The sequence below is a fragment of the Taibaiella chishuiensis genome, from assembly GCF_003014535.1.
GTDB lineage: Bacteria > Bacteroidota > Bacteroidia > Chitinophagales > Chitinophagaceae > Taibaiella > Taibaiella chishuiensis.
Genome location: NZ_PYGD01000001.1, coordinates 1,452,477 through 1,473,789, shown reverse-complemented (window position 1 = coordinate 1,473,789; position 21,313 = coordinate 1,452,477). Strand labels below are relative to the sequence as shown.

The following is a 21,313-nucleotide window of genomic DNA, read 5'->3' as shown; positions in this document are numbered from 1 at the left end:
CTAATGGCGTACCTGCGTTTGTATCTTTGATCCGGATTGAAGCAAAAGGTATTGTTACAGCGGGCAACCAGGGCGCCAGCCAAGCGAAAATAAGTGATTAAGCGCGTATAATTAATATCGAAGCCGGGCAGCTGCTAATTTAGTACCTTTGCCAATCAGAAATTTTGCCTGTGTATGATGACGATAAACGAGATCCAGGACCAGATTATAGAAGATTTTTCTTACTACGAGGAGTGGATGGAAAAGTACGAGCACATTATCCAGCTGGGTAAGGAATTGCCCCTGATCGATGAGCAGTACAAAACGGAGGAGAACCTGATCAAGGGCTGCCAATCGCGGGTATGGCTGCATGCAGCATACAAAGACGGGCTGGTTATTTTCACGGCCGATAGCGATGCCATCATTACCAAAGGCCTGGTAGGCCTGATGATCAGCGTGCTGTCGCACCAGCCGCCCAAGGCCATAGCCGAATCCGAAATTTATTTTATAGACCGGATAGGCCTGCGCAGCCACCTGTCGCCTACGCGGAGCAATGGCTTGCTGGCGATGCTGAAGCAGATGAAAATGTATGCCCTGGCCTTAAACAGTATCCATCCGGCTTAATCCCGGCCTGCAGGCGGGACCCCGGAATTTTTCCCGGGAGGATTTATCCTCTTAATTATAAATAGTTATGAATTTATACGACGAAATTGTGGCAGCGCTGCATACCGTGCATGACCCGGAGATACCGGTTAATATCTACGAACTGGGCCTGGTATACGGTATAAAAATAGAAGATGGCGGTAAAATAGAGATCACCATGACCCTGACCGCCCCGGCCTGCCCTGCTGCCGGCGAAATCATCTTCGAAGTACAACAGAAAGTGGAAGCTATTGAGGGTGTGACCGATGTGCATGTGAAGCTAACCTTCGATCCGCAGTGGACCAAAGATATGATGAGCGAAGAGGCGAAGCTGGAGCTCGGATTTCTTTAGGTTTCCCGCTTTAATAAAAAGGATTGTATATTTGTTGCCCGATTTTCAATCATATTCATGAGCGGACAAGGTCCCGTTTTACCGGTTCCTTTCCTGCTCTTCAAATACAAAAAGCATGTCATCAACCTGGTTTCGACGCATAAAAAAAGGTATTGTTACTGAAACAAAAGAGAAAAAAGAGGCTCCGGACGGGCTTTGGCACAAATGTTCCGAATGCAGGACGACCATAACCCAAACGGCGCTCAAAGAAAATCTTTACCTCTGCCCCAACTGTAACTTCCACAACCGGATCAATGCCGTCGAGTATTTCGATATCCTCTTCGACAGGGGCGAATACAAAGAACTGTTCGAAAACATTGCCCCGATCGATAAACTCGAGTTTGTTGACGTAAAACCTTACTCCAGCCGCCTGCAAAGCGCACAAAAGTCTACCGGCCTTAAAGATGCCATGACGGTGGGCGTAGGCGAAGTAGAAGGCAAGAAACTGGTGATCGCCTGTATGAACTTCAACTTTATCGGTGGTTCGATGGGTTCCGTAGTCGGCGAAAAAATTGCACGCGGCATCGACTATGCCATCAAACAGAAGCTCCCCTTTATGATCATCTCCAAATCGGGCGGTGCACGTATGATGGAAAGCGCATTCTCGCTGATGCAGATGGCCAAAACATCGGCCAAGCTGACCCAGCTTGCAAACGCCAAACTGCCTTATATCTCATTAATGACCGATCCGACCACCGGTGGCGTTACCGCATCATTTGCGATGCTGGGCGACATCAATATCGCGGAGCCTAAAGCCCTGATCGGCTTTGCCGGCCCGAGGATCATTAAAGAAACGATCAAAAAAGACCTGCCGGCCGGTTTCCAGCGCAGCGAGTTCCTGGTAGATCATGGTTTCCTCGATTTCGTGGTAGACCGTAAAGACCTGAAACGCAAGCTGTCCGACACGATCGAATGGTTCGGTAAATAAGGCCTGGTTTTATTATCCTCCTTTTAAGGTAACAGGTACAGGAGCAATCTTTGTAAAAATTTCATTGCAAAAAAGACTGCTTTAGGATAAATATGCATATATTGCAAATCATACATAATAAAAATAAAATATAATGTCAGAAGAAAAACTGAAAGCGCTCAAGATGACGCTTGACAAGATTGACAAAGACTTTGGTAAGGGTTCGGTAATGAAGCTGGGCGACAAGCAGCAGCAGGAGATCGAAGTAACCTCTACCGGATCACTGGGATTGGATGTGGCTTTGGGTGTCGGCGGTTTTCCTAAAGGCAGGATTATAGAAATATACGGACCTGAATCTTCCGGTAAGACCACCATCGCGATCCATACCATTGCAGAAGCCCAGAAAAAAGGCGGTATCTGCGCCATCGTGGATGCGGAACACGCCTTCGACTCGGCCTATGCCCGCAAACTGGGTGTAGACGTGGACAACCTGCTGATCTCCCAGCCCGACTATGGTGAGCAGGCCCTCGAGATCGCCGAAAGGCTGATCCTCTCCGGCGCCCTGGATGTAGTCGTTATCGACTCGGTAGCAGCACTGGTACCCAAAAGCGAGCTGGAAGGCGAAATGGGCGATAGCAAAATGGGTCTGCAGGCCCGCCTGATGAGCCAGGCCATGCGTAAACTTACCGCTACCATCGCCCGTACCAATTGTACCTGTATCTTCATCAACCAGCTGAGGGAAAAAATCGGTGTCATGTTCGGTAACCCCGAAACCACAACCGGTGGTAACGCCCTGAAGTTCTACGCTTCCATACGCCTCGATATCCGCCGCGTAAGCCAGCTGAAAGACGGCGATGTGGCGATGGGTAACCGTACCCGCGTAAAAGTGGTAAAAAACAAAGTAGCGCCGCCATTCCGCCAGGTAGAGTTCGATATCATCTTCGGCGAAGGTATCAGCAAAGTAGGCGAGATCATCGATATGGGCGTAGAACTGGCCATCCTCAACAAGAGCGGCTCCTGGTTCAGCTATGGCGACAATAAGATCGGCCAGGGACGCGATGCCGTTAAGAACTTCCTGAACGACAACCCTGAATTTGCCGTAGAGATCGAAGAAAAGATCAGGGAAGCGCTGAAAGCAAAAGCATAAGACACAGCAACAGTTTGCTGGTAAGAAAATAAAAAAAGGAGCGACAGCCGGTACATAACGTGCCGGCTGTTGTTTTTAGGGGTAAACGTCATTTAAGTTGTCTGTATGGTATTAACACCGCCTGTACAACCTGTCGCTAAACCCGGGAAAGGTTAGACGGTCAAACCACCAAAGAAAAACAGATTAAATGATGAAAAGGAAAAACCGTGTAGTACTGCTTGTAACTGCTTTGATTGTAACGCTGGGCGCCTCTTCCTGTGTATATGCGCCTTATGGCCATCGCGGTCCGCGCCCGCCACGTCCGCGGCACCATCACCACGACCGTCCTCATTACGGACCCAATTATGGCCCCCGTCGCTAATGTTTTATATACAAAAAGGGCCGTCCCCGGGGGGAGACGGCCCTTTTACCAACCGGCCAACCTGGTAATTACAGGGTAGCCATGTCGATTACAAAACGGTATTTTACATCGCCTTTAAGCATACGCTCGTACGCTTCGTTGATCTCCGACATCTTGATCACCTCTATATCGGATACGATATTATGTTCGGCGCAATAATCCAGCATTTCCTGGGTTTCGGCAATACCGCCGATCAGGGAACCTGCGATGCTCCTGCGGTTACCGATCAGGTTGAAGCCCATAATTTCGGTAGGCGTTGGCGGTACACCCACACAGATCATTACCCCGTCGGTATTCAGCATAGACAGGTATTGGTTATAATCGTGGGGAGCAGAAACCGTATCGATAATAAAATCGAAATAGTTCGCCAGTTCTTTAAGCTGCTCCGGGTCGCGGGTCAGCGCAAACTTATGCGCACCCAGTTTACGGGCATCCTGCTCTTTGGCAGGAGAGGTACTGAGCATGGTCACTTCGGCGCCAAATGAAGCGGCAAACTTAACCGCCATATGGCCCAGGCCACCCAGGCCTACTACGGCTACCTTATGTCCTTTACCCACTTTCCAGTGGCGCAGGGGGGAATACGTGGTAATACCGGCGCAGAGCAAAGGCGCTACTGCTTCCAGGGCCAGCTTGTCGGATACCCGCAGTACAAAGCCCTCGTCTACCACGATCTGGTTAGAGTAACCGCCATAGGTAACCCCGCCCGATACTTTATCCTTGCTGTTGTACGTACCGGTAGAGCCGTTCTTGCAGAACTGTTCCAGGTCCTTTTTACAATTTTCGCAGTCGCCGCAGCTGTCTACCAGGCAGCCTACGCCGGCCAGGTCGCCCACTTTAAATTTGGTTACCTGGTCGCCCACCTGGGTTACCCGGCCTACAATCTCATGACCGGGAACGATCGGGTATACGGTACCGCCCCATTCGTTGCGTACCTGGTGCAGGTCGGAGTGGCATACCCCGCAGTATAAAATCTCAAACTGCACATCGCGCGGACCGCAGTCCCTGCGCTCAAATTCGAAATCGTGCAGTGCATCTGTCGCACTATGTGCTGCGTAGCCCTTTGTCGCTAACATCTTTTTGTGGATTTATATCAGGTTTTAGAATAGCACTTCCGGCGGGCGGGATCTTCTTCCAGGGACCGGCACCGGAAATTACGGATCAAAGTAAAGGTATTCTTGCTTGCCACACAAAACAGAAAAATGATAGGGCTATAATTTTCAGGCTTCCTCCTGTTTGCAAAAAACGACAGGTACCGCGTTCCGGGGAACGCGGTACCTGTTAGCCATGCAGGATATAACCTGTACCAGTTATTTCCTTACCTGGTTACAACAAGACGCCGCGTAATGCCGGCCGATTTGGAAAGAATAGTTACATTGTACATACCGGCATTAAGTCCGTCCAGCGGCAGGGTAAAGTTGTTGTCACCGGCCGACAGTTTGTTGTTGTCTTTACGGTACACCAAACGGCCACTCATATCGGAAACCTGTATATCGAACGCCTGCGCGGCAGTGGCCTTGATCGAAAGCGTGGCAAAGCGGGCGGCAGGATTCGGGAATACGCTGATCTCCTCAACACCGGCTATATTTTGTATCGCGGTACCACCGGGTTCATTTTTACTGGCGTTTACGAATTCGTATTTACTGCCGTTCTTTTTCCAGATAACGGTATATACCTTGAATTTGGCTTTGTCCCATTCCGCATTGGTTACGGTAAAAGTAAAGGTTTTACTAAATGTTTGGTTAGCCGTAACTGCGCCATTGGCAATTTGCTCGCCCCAGTGTTTGCCCGGCGACATGGTACCTCTTAAAACACTATGGTGCGGCACGATACCGTTCTGTCCGTTTTGCTGGTTCAATGCCCCGTCTTCGATCAGGTAAGCGGCCAGGTAATATTCGCCGCTGCCTGCCGACCAGAACTGCGCTTTGGCAGTAACATTTACGGTATTCCCACTGATCGACATTTTATTCGCAGGACTGGCCAGGGGCGTTGTAGCATTAAAAGCGTTTACAGCAACCATGCAGGTATCCGTGGCAATGCTTACCGTAACGGTCTTGGGCATTCTGCCGATACCGTTTACAGAAAAATCAGGAATACCGCCATATTCCGGCGGCGATACGAATGTATTGTAAAACGCATCGGCCGTCGCATTTTTAAATTTTTTGTTGTCGTAGGCCGTAAACGAAACGAAAGCGCCTATGTACAACGCTTTGCCGTTTTCGGTGGCCGCAATCAGGTTATTGGCGACTTCCCAGCCCCAGGTACCACAGGGATTGCACCAGGTACCCGTAAGTTTAGTAATCAGCGCCACGGATTTCTTTTCCGGGGTTTGTGCGTATCCCGCACCTGCAAGAACCGACAGCACAATAGCAAGTATGCCTTTTTTCATAGAACATTATTTTTAAATAATAAAAAAATTGCCAAACGAAAATAGATTACCTGCGTTCTAAAACCTTAATTCATAAACAATAATTGCCTCAAATAAACAGAATTTCACTTCGTTAAATATTACAAATAGCCTGGTGGACCCGGGAAATGCCATATTATAACAAATGCCGGGCATTTCGTACATTTGACCTCTTTTTAAAAATAAATCAGTGCGTTTAAAATCACTAGATATAAAAGGATTCAAGTCCTTTGCCGATAAGACACAGATCCTGCTGGACAATCCCATTACGGGGATTGTAGGGCCCAATGGCTGTGGCAAATCGAATATTATCGATGCCATACGTTGGGTAATCGGTGAGCACAAGATCAAATCGCTGCGATCCGACAACCTCGAAGATCTTGTGTTCAATGGTTCGCGCAGCCGTTCGGCCTCCGGTATGGCCGAAGTATCGCTCACGTTCGAGAATACCCGCAACCTGCTGCCTACGGAATTTACTACGGTTACCATTACCCGTAAATTCTACAAAAGCGGCGAGAGCGAGTACCGGCTCAACGACGTGACCTGCCGCCTGAAGGACATCCACAACCTCTTTCTCGATACGGGGGTAAGCAACGACTCCTATGCGATTATCGAACTGGGTATGGTGGATGATATCATCAAAGATAAGGAAGGCAGCCGCCGCCGTATGCTGGAACAGGCAGCCGGTATCTCCATTTATAAAACCCGGAAGAAAGAGGCCAAGCAAAAGCTGGATGCTACGCAACAGGATTTGTCCCGAATCGAGGACCTGCTGTTCGAGATCGGCAATAACCTGCGTACCCTCGAAAGCCAGGCCCGTAAGGCAGAACGCTACTTCCAGATCAAGAACGAGTATAAAGAAATCAGCGTAGAGCTGGCCAAGGCCTCGCTCGAAGAATTTAACGAAAAGTACCAGGCCCTGAACGAGCAGCACGAGATCGAACAGGATAAGAAGATGAAGATCGAAACCGAGATCTCGGGCGACGAAGCGGTGATCGAGGCCAATAAGGTAAAACTGGTACAGAAAGAACAGGAACTGAACGGCCTGCAGAAACAGTTCAACGAACTGGTAAACCGCATCCGCCAGCTGGAAAGCGACAAGAAACTGGCTGCGCAGCGCCTGGATCACCTCCAGGACCGCGAGAAAAGCCTGAACCAGTTCCTGGGTAATGCCGGCGAGCAACTGAAACAATTGAAAGAATCGATCGCCTTTGCCGAGCAACAGATCACGGTTGAGGCCGAATCGCTGCAGGAGCAACGGGACCAATTGGAAAACCTGCGCAATACCCTCGACGAAAAAAGGGAAACATTCGATATTAAAAAGCGGAAGCTGGAAGAAGAACGCCATAACCTGCAACAATTCCAACGCAGGCAATTTGATGCCGAGAAAAAAGTAGCCGTTGCCGATACCTCTGTAATGAACCTGCAGCGCTCGATGCAGCAGATCCAGGAAGAGAAGGCCCAGCGCGCCTTACAGATCGCGCAGCTGAACCGCGAAAAACAGGATACCGACGCGCACCTGCAACAAAAGCAGGACGACCTGCAGGCCCTGGTAAGCCGTCATGAAGCAATCAAGAACAAGATACTCGAAAGCCAGGAGCAGCTGGAATCGTTAAGGGCCCGGTCGGTAGAAGAAAACCGTAAGCTCGACGCCCGGCGCAACGAACACGACCTGCTGAAATCGCTGGTGGACAGCCTGGAAGGCTATCCCGACAGTATCAAGTTCCTGAAAAAAAATAAAGAATGGAACAGCAATGCCCCGCTCCTGTCGGACATATTCGTAGCCAGAGACGAATACCGTACCGCCCTGGAATATGTGCTGGACAGCTATCTGAACTACTACGTGGTAAAAGATGTGCAGGAAGCGGCACAGGCCGTGCAATTGCTGGAAAGCCATAAAAAAGGCAAAGCCAACTTCTTCCTGCTCGACCAGTTCGGCGCAGGTGGCGCCACTGCCGCCAGCGAGCCGCAGGAAGGCCTGGTGCCCGCCATGAGCGTAATACAGGTGGACGAACAATACAAAGCGCTGGCACAACACCTGCTGGGCCACGTTTATATTGCTGAAAGTACCGACAACGTAACCGGCGCAACCGTTCACAACAACAATGTGATCATTGAAAAGAGCGGCAAAACCCTGCGGGGTAAATACAACCTGGGCGGCGGCAGTATAGGCCTGTTCGAAGGTAATAAAATAGGCCGCGCCAAAAACCTGGAGCGCCTGGCCTCGGATATCGAAAGCCTTACCACATCTACCGCACAGCTGAAACAACAGATCAGCGAAACGCAAACCCGCATTACCGGTTTCAACCAGGAACTTAACGACCGGGCCATAGACCAGGCGCGCAACGAGATCAATAAACTGAGCAACCAGGCCATTAACCTCGGGCACCGTATAGAAAACTACGAACAACTGAACCTGACCGGAGAAAAACGCCTGCAGGACCTCCAGGACCAGTTTGCGGAGCTGCAGGAAGGCATCAGCGATACCCGTACCGAACTCGAAGAGATCACGGAGCAACTGCAATCGCTGCAAGCTGCAATACAAAAGGCAGCCGAAGAATTTGCCGCGGTAGAGCAGGACTTCAACATGGCCACCCAGCAGTACAACAACCAGAACATCCAACACACCCGCCAGCAAAGCAAGATCGAGAACCTGAAACAGGAATTCAGCTTCCGCAACAACCAGTTGACCGACCTGGAACGCCAGATCACCAGCAACCGCGAACAACTGAAAGAGACTTCGGCACAGATCAGCGAAACCAGCGGTAAGCTGCACTTTGGCGATAATGAGCTGTATGAACTGATGCAGAAGAAAGATGTAGATGAAAGAAACCTGAGCGAGAAGGACCGTACTTACTATGAATTCCGTAATGCCATAAGCGAGCACGAAAGCAAGATTAGCCGGCAGCGCAGGGAAAAGGAACAGGCCGAAACCCTGCTGAGCGGTATCCGCGAAAAACTGGGCGCCATGAAGCTGCAGGTAGCCGGTATGAAAGAACGCCTGAACGTAGAGTTCAAAGTAGACCTGGAAGCCATACTGGAAGAGGGCCGCAAGAACGACATGACGGTAGAGGAACTTAATGCAGAAGCGGACCGGCTGAAAAAACGCCTTGAGAATATAGGCGAGGTAAACCCGACCGCGATCGAGGCCTACAGCGAGATGAAGGTGCGCCACGACTTTATCGTGGACCAGAAAAAAGACCTGGAAGACGCACACAATACCCTGATGGCGACCATCGAAGAGATCGAGAATACAGCCAATGCCAAATTCAGGGAGACCTTCGATGCCGTGCGGACCAATTTCGTACAGGTATTCAAGGCCCTCTTTACCGAAGAGGATGCCGCCGACCTGAAACTGACCGATCCGGATAATATTGCCGATAGCGGTATCGAGATCTACGCACAGCCTAAAGGCAAAAGACCGAGCACGCTGACCCAGCTGTCGGGTGGTGAAAAAACACTGACTTCTACAGCCTTCCTGTTTGCCATCTACCTGATCAAGCCGGCGCCGTTTTGTATCCTTGATGAGGTGGACGCCCCGCTGGACGATGCCAACGTAGGCAAGTTTACCCAAATGATCCGCAAATTCAGCGACAACTCGCAGTTTATCATCGTAACCCACAACAAGCAGACCATGGCTGCCGTGGATGTGATCTACGGGGTAACCATGCAGGAGGCAGGCGTCAGCAAGCTGGTACCCGTCGACTTCAGGAGCCTGAATTAATACTTATTTTCATTATAACAGGAAAAGGGAAGCATATACTATGTTTCCCTTTTTTATGCCCCTACCCAACCGGCTCCCCGATAATTTGTATCTTTCAAAGGAACCTAACCCGCTCTAATCCTGTGAAACACCTGCTACTCCCGGTAATCCTCCTGGTCGCCTGTTTTTATGCCCGGCACCTGCATGCCCAGGGCGAAAACAATATCTGGTGCTTCGGTCAGCAGGTAGGCATGAACTTCAATACCACACCACCCTCTTTCTTCCAGCACCAGATGAAGACACATGAAGGCTGCGCCACGGTATGTGATGCTGCAGGCAACCTGCTGTTTTATAGCTCGGGCAGCAACAACTGGGACCGGAGCCATACCCTGATGCCCAACGGCAGCGGCCTGCTGGGCAATGGCCCGACGGTAGGCGGCATAAATATTGGTTCTTCCATGATGGGGGTTGCGATCGTAAAATCGCCGGCCAACCCGCAACAGTACTATATGATCACGACCAATGCAGGGGAAGAAAACCTGTTCAATGCTTATTATTCCGTGATCGACATGTCGCTGAACGGCGGTATGGGCGATGTGGTACCGGGTCAGAAAAACATCCAACTGGCCACCAATGTGTTTGAAGGCATTCGCATACAGGCCACCAGTACCTGCGGCGATTACTGGATCATTTTACACGATAAAAGCAACCCGCACTACCTGGCCTACGAGGTAACGCCTGCGGGCATCAATATGACACCGGTAATCTCTACCGGCATGCCTTATTCGGCGGGCCGGCTCAATTTTAACAAAGCAGGAACCATGGCTACTTCCGGCACAGTAGACTTGCGACTTTTATCTTTCGATAAAACCACGGGTATCTTCAGCCAGATCGGCATGCTTTTCAACGGCCTTTACGGCGGCTACAGCACGGCCTTTTCGCCCGATGGCAGTAAGTTATACGCCGGCTCTGTGCTGCTGCAATATGACCTCAGTCTCTTACCTAATATGACGGCGGTTCAAAACTCCCGGACGGTAATCGACACGGCATCGAATATCAAACTGTTCATGCGCAATGGCCCCGATGGCAAAATTTATATCCTGCCGCTTACGTCCGACCTGGGTTGCATTCAAAATCCCAATGCAGCGGGCGCTGCCTGCCTGTATGATGGGGCAGCCATGACTTTACCCAACTACAATTCCGGGTTCTATTCGGAACTGGGTAATGTTTTTATCGTACATGAAAAGGATACCACCATACGTCCCACGAAGGATACCACAGTATGCCAGGCAAACCAACTCAGGCTGAAGGCGCCTGCCGATGCAGAAAGCTACCTGTGGAGTACCGGGAGCCAGGACAACCAGGCCGACGTAACCCAGGACGGCACCTATTGGCTGTACAGCGGCAGCCGGTGCAGCCTGTATATCGATAGCTTCCATGTACGATTCGTACACTTTTCTACCGATCTGGGCCCCGATACTACCCTATGCCAGGGCGACAGCCTCAGGCTGGACGCTACAGTAGCAGGGGCTACTTATCGCTGGCAGGACGGCAGTACTGCCCCGGGCCTTACCGTAAGCCGTAAAGGCCGCTATGCAGTAACGGCAACTGTAGCAGGCTGCAGCCTTTCCGACAGCGTTATGATCGACATAACCGTCCCCTATGCCGACTTACAGGAGACCGATACGACCATCTGCAGCGATGCCGTACTGATGCTGCATACCAAGGCTAACCCCACAAGCATTTATACCTGGAACGACGGCAGCAATGGCCCCGATAAAGCGATCAATAAAGCCGGCACGTATACCGTTACCGCCGAAAATATATGTGGCACCTTCAGCGACTCGATTCGTATAACAACGATGTATTGTAATTGCAGGCCTTATGCCCCCAATGCTTTTTCGCCCAACGGCGACGGGCTCAACGACCGGTTCGTAATCGAATTGCATTGCCCGGCCATAACGGCTTATGGGCATGTCATCTATAACCGTTTCGGACAAAAGGTGTTTGAAAGCCAGGAGCAGGGCCGGTTTTGGGACGGTGCCTTTAATGGCGTTGCATGTGATGCGGGCACTTACTTCTACTACATAACCTTTAAAAACGGGCCGGAAAAGGTCGTCAAAAAAGGCGACCTGGTACTGATCCGTTAAGCAATCCAATCGCTATGCAAGCTCAACCGGTATACCTTCCATGAAACGTTTATTTACTTCAGGCATCATCCTGATCTTGATATTGTTTGCCCGGCTTTCGCAGGCCCAGGGCGAAAATAATATATGGTGTTTCGGCGATAGCCTCGGTCTCAATTTCAATACCACGCCTCCTTCTTTTTTCCGGCACAGCATGGTGACTACCGAAGGCTGCGCCAGCGTTTGCGACCCGGCGGGCAACCTACTCTTCTACAGTTCGGGCTTTAATAACTGGGACAGGAATAATAATCTTATGCCCAACGGCACAGGCATGTTGGGTAATGGTCCGATCTGGGGAGGAATACATATGGGCTCCAGCGCAACAGGGGTTGCTATTGCCAGGTCGCCCGCCAACCCGCAACAATACTATGTGATTACCACGGATGCCTACGAAGACAGTACGCATAATGCCTATTACTCGGTGATCGATATGACTTTAAACGGCGGGCTTGGAGATGTGGTGCCCGGTCAGAAAAACATAGTGCTGGCCACCAATGTATCCGAGGGCGTGGTGGTACAAAAAGCCGGCGAGTGTGGTAATTACTGGATCATACTCCACGACGGCAACAGCCCGCAGCACCTGTCTTTCAAGCTAACCGCCCCGGGGATCAGTACCACGCCGGTAACCTCCAATGCGATCCCGGTACCGGCATCGCGCATGACCTTTAATAAAGAAGCCACCCTGGCGGTATCTGGCGGCACGGCGATGCACTTGCTGTCTTTCGATAAAACAACCGGGCTGTTTGCATCATTGGGGCAACTCAGTGCCGCTCCTATGGGTTCGGCCGGGGCTGTGTTTTCGCCCGACGGCAGTAAACTTTATGCAGGTATAAACAACCTACTCCAATACGACCTCAGTTTATTACCCAATCTTACGGCGGTGCAAAGCTCCAGGATAGTGATCGATACCGGGATGTTTATGCACTTACGCAAAGGCCCCGACGATAAAATATATACGCTGCGCATCTGGGCAAAACGCGTAGGCTGTATCAGCAACCCCGATGCGGCCGGCAGCGCCTGCCTCTATAATCGGGATGCACTTACATCGGCGCTCTTTCCTTCGGCAACCTTTTCTGATTTCGGCAATATCGTTGTTGTTCATGAACCCCGCGACACCATAGCAACGGCAATCATCGATACGACGATCTGCCAGCTACCGCAGGTTACCCTGAATGCGCCCGCAGTGCATGAAAGCTACCTGTGGAATACCGGCGGTACCGGTGTGCAGCACACGGTCAATAATGATGGCATTTATTGGGTATACGGAAGAGATGGATGCAGGTTGAGTATTGACAGCTTCCGTGTGCGGTTTATCCGTTTTAATACCGGCCTGGGTAATGATACGGCAGTGTGCAAAGGCTACCAGCTTGTTCCATCGCCCGTTGTCGCCGGCGCTACTTATCGCTGGCAGGACGGCAGCACCGCAAGTGCTTTTAATGTTAGCCAAAAGGGCTCTTACTCCCTTACAACAACGCTCGAAGGCTGCAGCGTAACAGACAGCATTGCCATAGACGTCATCATCCCCACATTTCACCTGTATGAAAACGATACCCTGGTCTGCGCCGGAACGACGTTGCAGCTTCACGCGGAAATAGTACCCGAGGGAAATTATTTATGGAGCAATGGCAGTACTGAGGCTACTATCTTTACGGATGGCCCGGGCACTTATACCGTTACCGCTGCCAATGCCTGCGGCGCCTTTAGCGACTCCGTACACCTGGCAACGATGTATTGTAATTGCAGGCCCTTTGTCCCCAATGCTTTTTCACCCAACGGCGACGGGCACAACGACGTTTTTATTATTGAGCTGCATTGCCCGGCAGCTAAGGCTTACAGCCATGCCATCTATAACCGCTACGGACAAAAGGTGTTTGAAAGCAAAACACCCGGCATCTTCTGGGATGGCGCTTTTAATGGCGTTGCATGCGATGCGGGCACTTACTTCTATACTATCGAATATAAGATCAACGAAGAAAAATTCAGCAAGAAAGGCGACCTGGTACTGATCCGCTGATCTATTGACCCGGGCGCTCCTCCCAGATCGCTTCCAGCTCCGAGAGGATCATAGCGGTGGCGCCCCATATATATTTGGTATCGTTCATCATATAAGCGACGGTACGGATCGTCATATTGGGAAAGCCGGAAGGACGTACTTCCACATCGTCTTTATCCGCGAAGATGCCGGACAGCGACAGGTAAAGGATGCGGGCTACTTCGGCTTCGGAGGGGCTGAGCTCCGGCTTTCGGTCGCTGACCACGATAACCGGGTGTACTTCAAAATTGCTGACGGGTATGTATAAAGGACTCAATTGCCCCAGCACCTGTACGCTTTCGCGATCCAGGTTTACTTCTTCATTAGCTTCGCGCAGGGCCGTGTCTACGATGTCGGTATCATAGTCTTCTTTACGACCACCGGGCAAAGCGATCTGTCCGCCATGCACACCGCCGTCGTCCGTCCTTTCGATCAGCACCAGGCGTACGTCCTGCGCTTCGGGATACAGCAGCAGCATAACGCCGCTTTGCCTTGCGGTTTCGGGTGTTACCCGTACATCCGGCCGGTTAATGTTCATCATCTTTCTCTGGGCTTCATATCCCGGCAAGGGTTGTTGCAACCGCTGCTGCAGCCAGTTTACCCATTCACTCCATTGATGTTCCATATATGCGAAGATAAGCGACCGGCCCTAAGCAAACAAAGTCCATTCCTTTATGAATGCTTAAATAAAAAAGCGCCGGGCTGTAGCCCGGCGCTTGTCTCTTCGACCGCTATATTTTAGTTCCCGTATTCGCTCAGGAATTTGATCCGCATCAGTTGTAACTGCTCGATGCTTACATCGCTATCCTTGAACTCTTCGTATACCAGTTCCAGGTCGTCGTCGGTCGAGTTACGGAAGAAGTCGAAGATATCTTCCTGCTCGCGTTCGTCGAGCTCTTCGTCGATACAGTAACCGAGGTTGAGCTTGGTACCGCTGGCTACGATGCCTTCCATGGCCGTCATCAGTTCGGCTACGGTAATGTCCTTGTTACGGGCAATGGCTTCGAGTGGTATTTTCTTATCGATATTCTGGATGATGTAGACTTTCAGCGCGCCTTTATTGGCTACGTTTTTCATTACGAAATCATCCGGCCTTTCGATGTCATTTTCTTCTACATACTTGGCGATCAGCTCCACGAATTTCTTACCGAATTTCAGGGCCTTGCCTTTACTTACCCCCTGGATCTTTTCCAGTTCCTCCATCGTGGTGGGATAGTTCAGCGCCATGTCTTCCAGCGAGTTTTCGAGGAAGATCACGAAGGGTGGCAGGTTCTTTTCCTTGGCCACTTTTTTACGCAGGTCTACCAGCATTTCGAGCAGCGCCGTATCCACAGCCGCCGTACCGCCGCTGCTGGCTTCTTCCTCTTCTTCCCCCTCCATTTCGCGGTACTGGTGGTTGAGCGCCACTTTGATCGAGAAAGGTTTTTTAAGAAACTTGCGGCCGTTGTCGGTAATCTTGAGTAAGCCGTATTCTTCGATATCTTTACGGATAAAGTCTTCGAGCATCATCTGGCGGATCAGCGACTGCCAGAAGGTTTCGTCCATCTCCATGATGAGGCCTGCGCCGTAGGATTGCAGCTTATCATGCTTGAAGGTCTTGATCTGCGGGTTGTTTTTAGACAATACCACATCCACGACATAGTCGATACCAAAGCGCTCGTCGAGTTCGTCGATGGCGTCGAGCACGATCTTCACGCTGTCTTTCACATCGAGCTTCTCTTTCGGATGACAGCAGTTATCGCAATGCCCGCAGTTCTCGGTTTTGCTGATCTCGCCGAAATAGTGGAGCAACAACCTGCGGCGGCAGGCGCCGCTTTCTACATAGGCAACGGTTTCGGTAATCAGCTGGGCGCCCATTTCGCGTTCGCTCAGCGGCTTGTCGCGCATCAGGTGTTCCAGCTTCTGCACATCCTTGTAGGAATAATACAGGATACACTTGCTGTTACCGCCGTCGCGGCCCGCACGGCCCGTTTCCTGGTAGTAGTTCTCCAGCGATTTCGGGATGTTGTAGTGCATCACGAAACGCACATCGGGCTTATCGATACCCATGCCAAAGGCAATGGTTGCCACGATCACTTCCACCTCGTCTTTGAGGAACTGGTCCTGGCGCTGGGCGCGTGTACCCGCATCGAGACCGGCATGGTAGGCCACGGCTTTGATCCCGTTGGCACAAAGCATGTCTGCAAGCTCCTCGGTAGTTTTACGGTTGAGCGTATAAATGATACCGCTTTTGCCTTTATGCGTATTGATATAACGCACCATATGCTTCAGCACCTGGGTCTTGGATATTTTGGGTACGACTTCGTAATACAGGTTGGGCCTGTTAAACGAAGCTACGATGGTCGTGGGATCCTGCAGATCCAGGTTCTTGACGATATCGTCCTGTACCTTGGGCGTGGCCGTAGCGGTAAGGGCAATGATCGGCAGTTTGGGATTGATCTCGGAGATCATGTCGCGCAGCTTACGGTATTCGGGCCGGAAATCGTGTCCCCATTCCGAGATACAGTGCGCTTCATCCACCGCCACAAACGAAATATTAATATCGGAGAAGAAGTCGATATTTTCCCTCTTGGTAAGGGTTTCGGGCGCTACGTACAGCATTTTGGTCTTGCCTTCGGTAAGGTCGGCTTTAACCTTGCGCTGCTGCACCCGGCTGAGACTTGAGTTGAGGAAATGCGCCACGTTATCGTCGTCGCTATAACCCCGTATCAGGTCCACCTGGTTCTTCATCAGGGCGATCAGCGGCGACACGATCAGGGCCACCCCCTCGCTGATCAGGGCGGGCAGCTGGTAGCACAGCGACTTGCCGCCCCCTGTGGGCATGATTACGAAGGTATCCTTGCCCTTTAATATGCTTTTGATAATTACTTCCTGCTCCCCCTTAAATCCATCAAATCCAAAGTATTTCTGCAATTCCTTTTTTAAATTAGGAGCACTTTTGGACTTTGATTTTGCAGCACTGCTTTCCATAAATGGATTATAAATATATAATAAATTAAACTTTTCTATTACCGGCGCCGGTTCGAAACCCGCCTCCGGTTAAAATGACTGCGAATTTACGAAGGTTCTCCTTATAAATATAACTACAATATACTGATTTTTGTAAAATTTTATATATGTTCCTATAAAACAATAGACATTTATCAATAAAAAAGCAAAGGATGAAACCAGGTCAACCTTTGCTTTTTTACAATAGCAACACTATCAGACTATTGAAGTATACCCGGGTTCAGATCGAACCTGGTTTATTTATTTTAAGAACGGCATTTTTACCACCTGTGCTTTCAGGGCTTTGTCGCGTACCACAACGAATACCTCGTTGCCTTCGGCCGCAAAACTTTTATTTACATAAGCGACGGCGATGGCCTTGCCCAGTGTGGGCGACTGGGTACCGGAGGTTACATAACCGATCTCGTTGCCTTCGGCATCCTGGATCTTGTAACCATGACGGGGTATACCTTTATCTACCATTTCCAGTCCTACCAGTTTGCGCTGTACGCCTTCGGCTTTCTGCTGCTCGAGTATCGGGCGGGCGGTAAAGTCTTTGGTAAATTTGGTGATCCAGCCCAGACCGGCTTCGAGCGGCGAAGTAGTATCGTCGATATCGTTGCCATACAGGCAGAATCCTTTTTCAAGACGCAGGGTATCGCGTGCGCCCAGGCCGATTGGTTTCAGACCTTTTGGACCACCTATGCGGAATATTTCATCCCAGATCCTGGTACTGTTATCGTCTTTATCTTCGAAATAAATTTCGATACCACCACTGCCGGTATAACCGGTTGCGCTGATCACTACGTTGTCTACGCCGGCAAAGGTGCCTTTGGCAAAGGTGTAGTACTTGAGGTTGACCAGGTCCACATCGGTCAGCTGCTGCATATATTCTACGGCTTTAGGGCCCTGTATGGCCAGCAGCGCCGTTTTGTCGGAGATATTCTGCATCTCTACACCTTCGGTATTCTTACTGCTGATCCAGTTCCAGTCTTTTTCGATATTGGAGGCATTCACGACCAGCATATAGCTGTTGTTTTCCTCGAGGCAATACACGATCAGGTCGTCCACGATGCCGCCCTGTTCGTTAGGCAGGCAGGAGTACTGCGCCTTACCGGGGGTAAGCTTGGAAGCATCGTTGGAGGTAACACGCTGTATGAGGTCCAGGGCCTTGGGGCCTTTTAAAATAAACTCCCCCATATGGCTTACGTCAAACACACCTGCATTGTTACGCACAGCAGCGTGTTCGTCGTTAATACCCGTATAGGAAATGGGCATATTGTAGCCTGCAAATTCGGCCATTTTAGCGCCGAGTGCAATGTGTTTTTCCGTGAATGGCGTATTCTTCATTGTTTATTTTTTTCAAGCCCCCAGCTTTGTCCTGGGAAACCGCGCAAAAATAGCACTAAAAGTCTGTGTTAAAAAAAAGCACAATAACTTTTTGTTCAAATTCGTTTATTTGCAGAGTTTTATATTTGCCTGAAGACCTCTGCAGAGGCTTTTCATAAAACGTAAGGACCTTATACAGACTATGTTCCGTTTCCAACATATCGAATACCTGTGGCTGCTTTTGCTGGTACCCCTGGTCGTGGTGGTATATATCGCCTACCTGCAATGGCGCAGCAGCCGCATTAAACGGCTGGGCGACCCGGCGCTGGTAAAGAACCTGCTCAGCGGCAGGATCAACGGCAGGATCACGACCAAATTCGTACTGGTAACCCTGGCGCTGCTGTCGGCCATACTCGGCCTGGCCAACCTGCAGATGGGCGCCCAGACCGAAAAGGCCGAACGCAAAGGCGTAGACGTGTTCTTTGCCCTGGATGTAAGTAAAAGTATGCTGGCCCGCGATATACAGCCCGACCGGCTGAGCCGCGCCAAAATGCTGATTGCCGGCATGATGGACAAGATGAAGAACGACCGTGTAGGGCTGGTCGTATTTGCCGGTAAAGCTTACCTGCAGGTACCGCTTACCATCGACTACAGCGCGGCCCGTATGTTGCTCGAGACCGTAAAGCCCGACCTGATCCCCACACAGGGCACGGTATTGTCCGAAGCCATCAACCTGGCCAACACATCCTTCAGCCAGAAAGAAAAAAAGCATAAAGCCATTGTACTGATATCGGACGGAGAAGACCATGACGAACAGGCCCTGGATGCCGCCAAGAAAGCCGCCGACCAGGGTGTGATCATTTATACCGTGGGCATAGGGTCGCCACAAGGCGCTACCATTATCGATCCCGAAACCGGCGAACCCAAACTGGACGAGAACGGTAACCCGGTAATCACCAAGCTGAACGAAGAAGAACTGAAATCGCTGGCACAGGCCACTGGCGGCACTTACAAGCTGCTGGCCAATACCAACCAGGTGGCAGATTACCTTACCGACCTGATCGATAATATGGAAGGCAAAAACATGGGTATGGTTATGTTTACCGATTACAGCAGCTATTTCCAGTACTTTATCGGTGCGGCTTTGCTGCTGCTCATCGCCGACTGGCTGTTACCTGCCGCCACCATTTTTAAAAAGAAATCAACGATACAAAGCACAGGAGTTCAATCATGAGAATAGTAACGGCATGTATGGCCGCCTTAATGGTCAGCGCATCTGCCTATGCACAGCAGCAGCCTTCGGGGCAAAGCCCGCGGCCCGACCTGCGCAAGGGCAATGAGTTGTATAAGGCGAAAAAATACAAGGAAGCCCAGGGGGCTTACCAGAGCGCCCTGCAAAAGGATCCAGGCTCGTATACCGGTATGTTCAATATCGGCGATGCCCTGTACCAGGGCAAACAATACGACAATGCCCGCCAGGCAATGACCGCCAGTATTAAAAACACGAAAGATAAAAAAGAGCAGGCCAGGGCCTATCACAATATCGGCAACACCTTCCTTGAAGAAAAAAAATGGGAAGAGGCTGCCAATGCCTACAAACAGGCACTGAGGCTGGATGGCACCGATGCGGATACCAAATACAACCTGGCCTATGCCAATGCCATGATGAAGAAAGACGGCGGCGGTAAAGACAACAAGGATAATAAGGACAATAAGGATAACAAAGACAATAAGGACAACAAGGATAATAAAGACAACAAAGACAATAAGGATAATAAGGACAACAAGGATAAGAAAGACGACAAGGGTAAAGGCGACCCAGACAAGAAAGACGATCAAAAAGACAAGCCGGACGAAGGCAAAGGCGATAAAGACCAGGACCAGAAAGACCAGCAAAAGCCCCAGGCACAGCCTAGTAAACTGAGCCAGCAGCAAGCCGAAAACCTGTTGAATGCCCTGCGCCAGGAAGAGAAGAAAATACAGGAGAAGAAAGAAAAAGAAAAAGGCGTACCCGTTAAACTCAGCAAAGACTGGTAAGCCGGCACAATACCGTTTAAAAAAATTCCCGCAGGTAACCCTGCGGGAATTTTTTATAGCAGCTACAATAGCTGTTATTATGCTATACGAAACCGGGCAACAACACCCCGGATCAAACACTCCTTAAGCCAGCACATCGGCATAAGCAGGCTCTTTGGCCATAGCCGCTTTGGCAAAGGGACAGAGCGGCAATATCGTAAAGCCACCTGCCCGGGCTGCAGCTACGGCTGCAGCCACCAGTTGATAGCCTACCCCCTGCCCTTTCAGCGCGGCGTCTACTTCGGTATGGTCAATCACCATCCGTTTTTCTCCGGCCCAGATATAGGTCATAGCGGCCAGTTGCCGGCCCTCGCGGGCTACAAAAAATTTCCCTCCTTTATGATCGGACTCGTGTTGTATCTCCATGCCGTAAAAATAGAAAAGTTCCGCTTACAGGAAGCGGAACCCTCTAACTAAATACAAACAAGACAAAAATCTTAAGCCAGCTCCAACTGCTTATGGAAGGTAACGACACCGGTGGCGATATCGTACATAGCAGGTACGATCTGGATGGTGCCGTTCTCCACATGCTGGCGGATCACATCGCTCTGCTCCATCATCTGGTTAACGGAATGATGCACATTTTGCAGGGCGATGCGGTTTACAAAATCTTTATTATTACCGGTGCGATCTTCACCTTCGGCAACCGGCTCGTGACTGATAGAATCTTTGATCTGGTCGAGCAATGCGGTCAGGTTACCCATTTTCACATCGTCGCAGGCGCCTTTAACGGCACCGCAATTGGTATGGCCCATAACCAGGATCAGTTTCGACCCGGCTACCGCAACGGCATACTCCAGCGATCCCAGTACATAAGGCGAGATCACGTTGCCCGCAATACGGATGTTGAAGATATCGCCGATACCCTGGTCGAAGAGCAGTTCTGCCGGGGCACGGGAGTCCATGCAGCTCAATATGGCGGCGAAGGGCTTCTGTCCGTCTTTGGTATCGGCTACGCTTTTCAGCAGGTCGCGGTTAGCGCTGATACCATTGATGAATCTTTCGTTACCGTCTTTCAGTAATTTATATGCCGCTTCGGGGGTCATTACATTAGTATTATTCGTTGTGCTTTTCATTTTTTTCTTATAAAAGTAATTATATATTATTAATAAACGCTACCAAACTTTAG

17 protein-coding genes are annotated in these 21,313 nt (G+C 50.4%); 10 read left to right on the top strand and 7 right to left on the bottom strand.

Annotated features, from left to right (window positions below; genetic code table 11):
- Positions 1-174 precede the first annotated feature (174 nt).
- The 5 genes from B0I18_RS06235 (at position 175) to B0I18_RS25045 (ending at position 3,427) form a co-directional block, all read left to right on the top strand.
- Positions 175-603, top strand: a complete 429-nt coding sequence (locus B0I18_RS06235) for a SufE family protein (protein ID WP_245882058.1) — start codon at positions 175-177, stop codon at positions 601-603.
- Positions 604-670: 67 nt separating this feature from the next.
- Positions 671-973 carry a DUF59 domain-containing protein gene (locus B0I18_RS06230; protein ID WP_106521768.1) on the top strand — a complete coding sequence of 101 codons (303 nt, stop codon included), beginning with the start codon at positions 671-673 and terminating at the stop codon, positions 971-973.
- A gap of 115 nt (positions 974-1,088) precedes the next feature.
- Positions 1,089-1,940, top strand: a complete 852-nt coding sequence (gene accD, locus B0I18_RS06225; protein ID WP_106521767.1) for an acetyl-CoA carboxylase, carboxyltransferase subunit beta — start codon at positions 1,089-1,091, stop codon at positions 1,938-1,940.
- A gap of 133 nt (positions 1,941-2,073) precedes the next feature.
- The gene (gene recA / locus B0I18_RS06220) at positions 2,074-3,066 is read left to right on the top strand and encodes a recombinase RecA (protein WP_106521766.1); all 993 of its coding nucleotides are present in this window, start codon (positions 2,074-2,076) and stop codon (positions 3,064-3,066) included.
- Positions 3,067-3,253: 187 nt separating this feature from the next.
- Positions 3,254-3,427 (top strand): hypothetical protein, encoded by a 174-nt coding sequence (locus B0I18_RS25045; RefSeq protein WP_181358351.1) that lies wholly within the window; start codon positions 3,254-3,256, stop codon positions 3,425-3,427.
- A gap of 68 nt (positions 3,428-3,495) precedes the next feature.
- Here the strand turns inward: B0I18_RS25045 and B0I18_RS06215 are convergent, their stop codons facing one another.
- Positions 3,496-4,539: an NAD(P)-dependent alcohol dehydrogenase gene (locus tag B0I18_RS06215; RefSeq protein WP_106521765.1), complete on the bottom strand. Its 1,044-nt coding sequence runs from the start codon at positions 4,537-4,539 to the stop codon at positions 3,496-3,498.
- Between the two features lie 242 nt (positions 4,540-4,781).
- The gene (locus B0I18_RS06210) at positions 4,782-5,852 is read right to left on the bottom strand and encodes a T9SS type A sorting domain-containing protein (RefSeq protein WP_106521764.1); all 1,071 of its coding nucleotides are present in this window, start codon (positions 5,850-5,852) and stop codon (positions 4,782-4,784) included.
- A gap of 208 nt (positions 5,853-6,060) precedes the next feature.
- On the opposite strand from B0I18_RS06210, the gene smc reads away from it, so the two are divergent.
- The 3 genes from smc (at position 6,061) to B0I18_RS06195 (ending at position 13,773) form a co-directional block, all read left to right on the top strand.
- Entirely contained in the window at positions 6,061-9,594 is a 3,534-nt protein-coding gene (gene smc, locus B0I18_RS06205) for a chromosome segregation protein SMC (RefSeq protein WP_106521763.1), read from the top strand.
- Between the two features lie 122 nt (positions 9,595-9,716).
- Positions 9,717-11,723 (top strand): T9SS type B sorting domain-containing protein, encoded by a 2,007-nt coding sequence (locus B0I18_RS06200; RefSeq protein WP_106521762.1) that lies wholly within the window; start codon positions 9,717-9,719, stop codon positions 11,721-11,723.
- Positions 11,724-11,763: 40 nt separating this feature from the next.
- Positions 11,764-13,773 carry a T9SS type B sorting domain-containing protein gene (locus B0I18_RS06195; protein ID WP_106521761.1) on the top strand — a complete coding sequence of 670 codons (2,010 nt, stop codon included), beginning with the start codon at positions 11,764-11,766 and terminating at the stop codon, positions 13,771-13,773.
- Position 13,774: 1 nt separating this feature from the next.
- Here B0I18_RS06195 and B0I18_RS06190 read toward each other — a convergent pair whose 3' ends face one another.
- From B0I18_RS06190 to gcvT, 3 genes are all read right to left on the bottom strand, one after another.
- Positions 13,775-14,416, bottom strand: a complete 642-nt coding sequence (locus B0I18_RS06190) for an NUDIX hydrolase (protein ID WP_106521760.1) — start codon at positions 14,414-14,416, stop codon at positions 13,775-13,777.
- A 113-nt stretch (positions 14,417-14,529) separates the two neighbouring features.
- Positions 14,530-16,704 (bottom strand): DNA helicase RecQ, encoded by a 2,175-nt coding sequence (gene recQ, locus B0I18_RS06185; RefSeq protein ID WP_245882057.1) that lies wholly within the window; start codon positions 16,702-16,704, stop codon positions 14,530-14,532.
- A 336-nt stretch (positions 16,705-17,040) separates the two neighbouring features.
- Complete coding sequence (gene gcvT / locus B0I18_RS06180; RefSeq protein ID WP_106521758.1) at positions 17,041-18,129, bottom strand: glycine cleavage system aminomethyltransferase GcvT; 1,089 nt, start codon at positions 18,127-18,129, stop codon at positions 17,041-17,043.
- Between the two features lie 181 nt (positions 18,130-18,310).
- Here gcvT and B0I18_RS06175 point away from each other — a divergent pair, with 181 nt between their 5' ends.
- Both B0I18_RS06175 and B0I18_RS06170 read left to right on the top strand, forming a co-directional pair.
- Positions 18,311-19,342 carry a VWA domain-containing protein gene (locus B0I18_RS06175; RefSeq protein ID WP_106521757.1) on the top strand — a complete coding sequence of 344 codons (1,032 nt, stop codon included), beginning with the start codon at positions 18,311-18,313 and terminating at the stop codon, positions 19,340-19,342.
- Complete coding sequence (locus B0I18_RS06170; RefSeq protein ID WP_106521756.1) at positions 19,339-20,145, top strand: tetratricopeptide repeat protein; 807 nt, start codon at positions 19,339-19,341, stop codon at positions 20,143-20,145. The genes B0I18_RS06175 and B0I18_RS06170 overlap by 4 nt, the downstream gene beginning before the upstream one ends.
- A gap of 123 nt (positions 20,146-20,268) precedes the next feature.
- Here the strand turns inward: B0I18_RS06170 and B0I18_RS06165 are convergent, their stop codons facing one another.
- Both B0I18_RS06165 and B0I18_RS06160 read right to left on the bottom strand, forming a co-directional pair.
- Positions 20,269-20,550 (bottom strand): GNAT family N-acetyltransferase, encoded by a 282-nt coding sequence (locus B0I18_RS06165; RefSeq protein WP_106521755.1) that lies wholly within the window; start codon positions 20,548-20,550, stop codon positions 20,269-20,271.
- 71 nt (positions 20,551-20,621) lie between these two features.
- Positions 20,622-21,260, bottom strand: coding sequence for a carbonic anhydrase (locus B0I18_RS06160; RefSeq protein ID WP_106521754.1), 639 nt, complete (start codon positions 21,258-21,260; stop codon positions 20,622-20,624).
- Positions 21,261-21,313 lie beyond the last annotated feature (53 nt).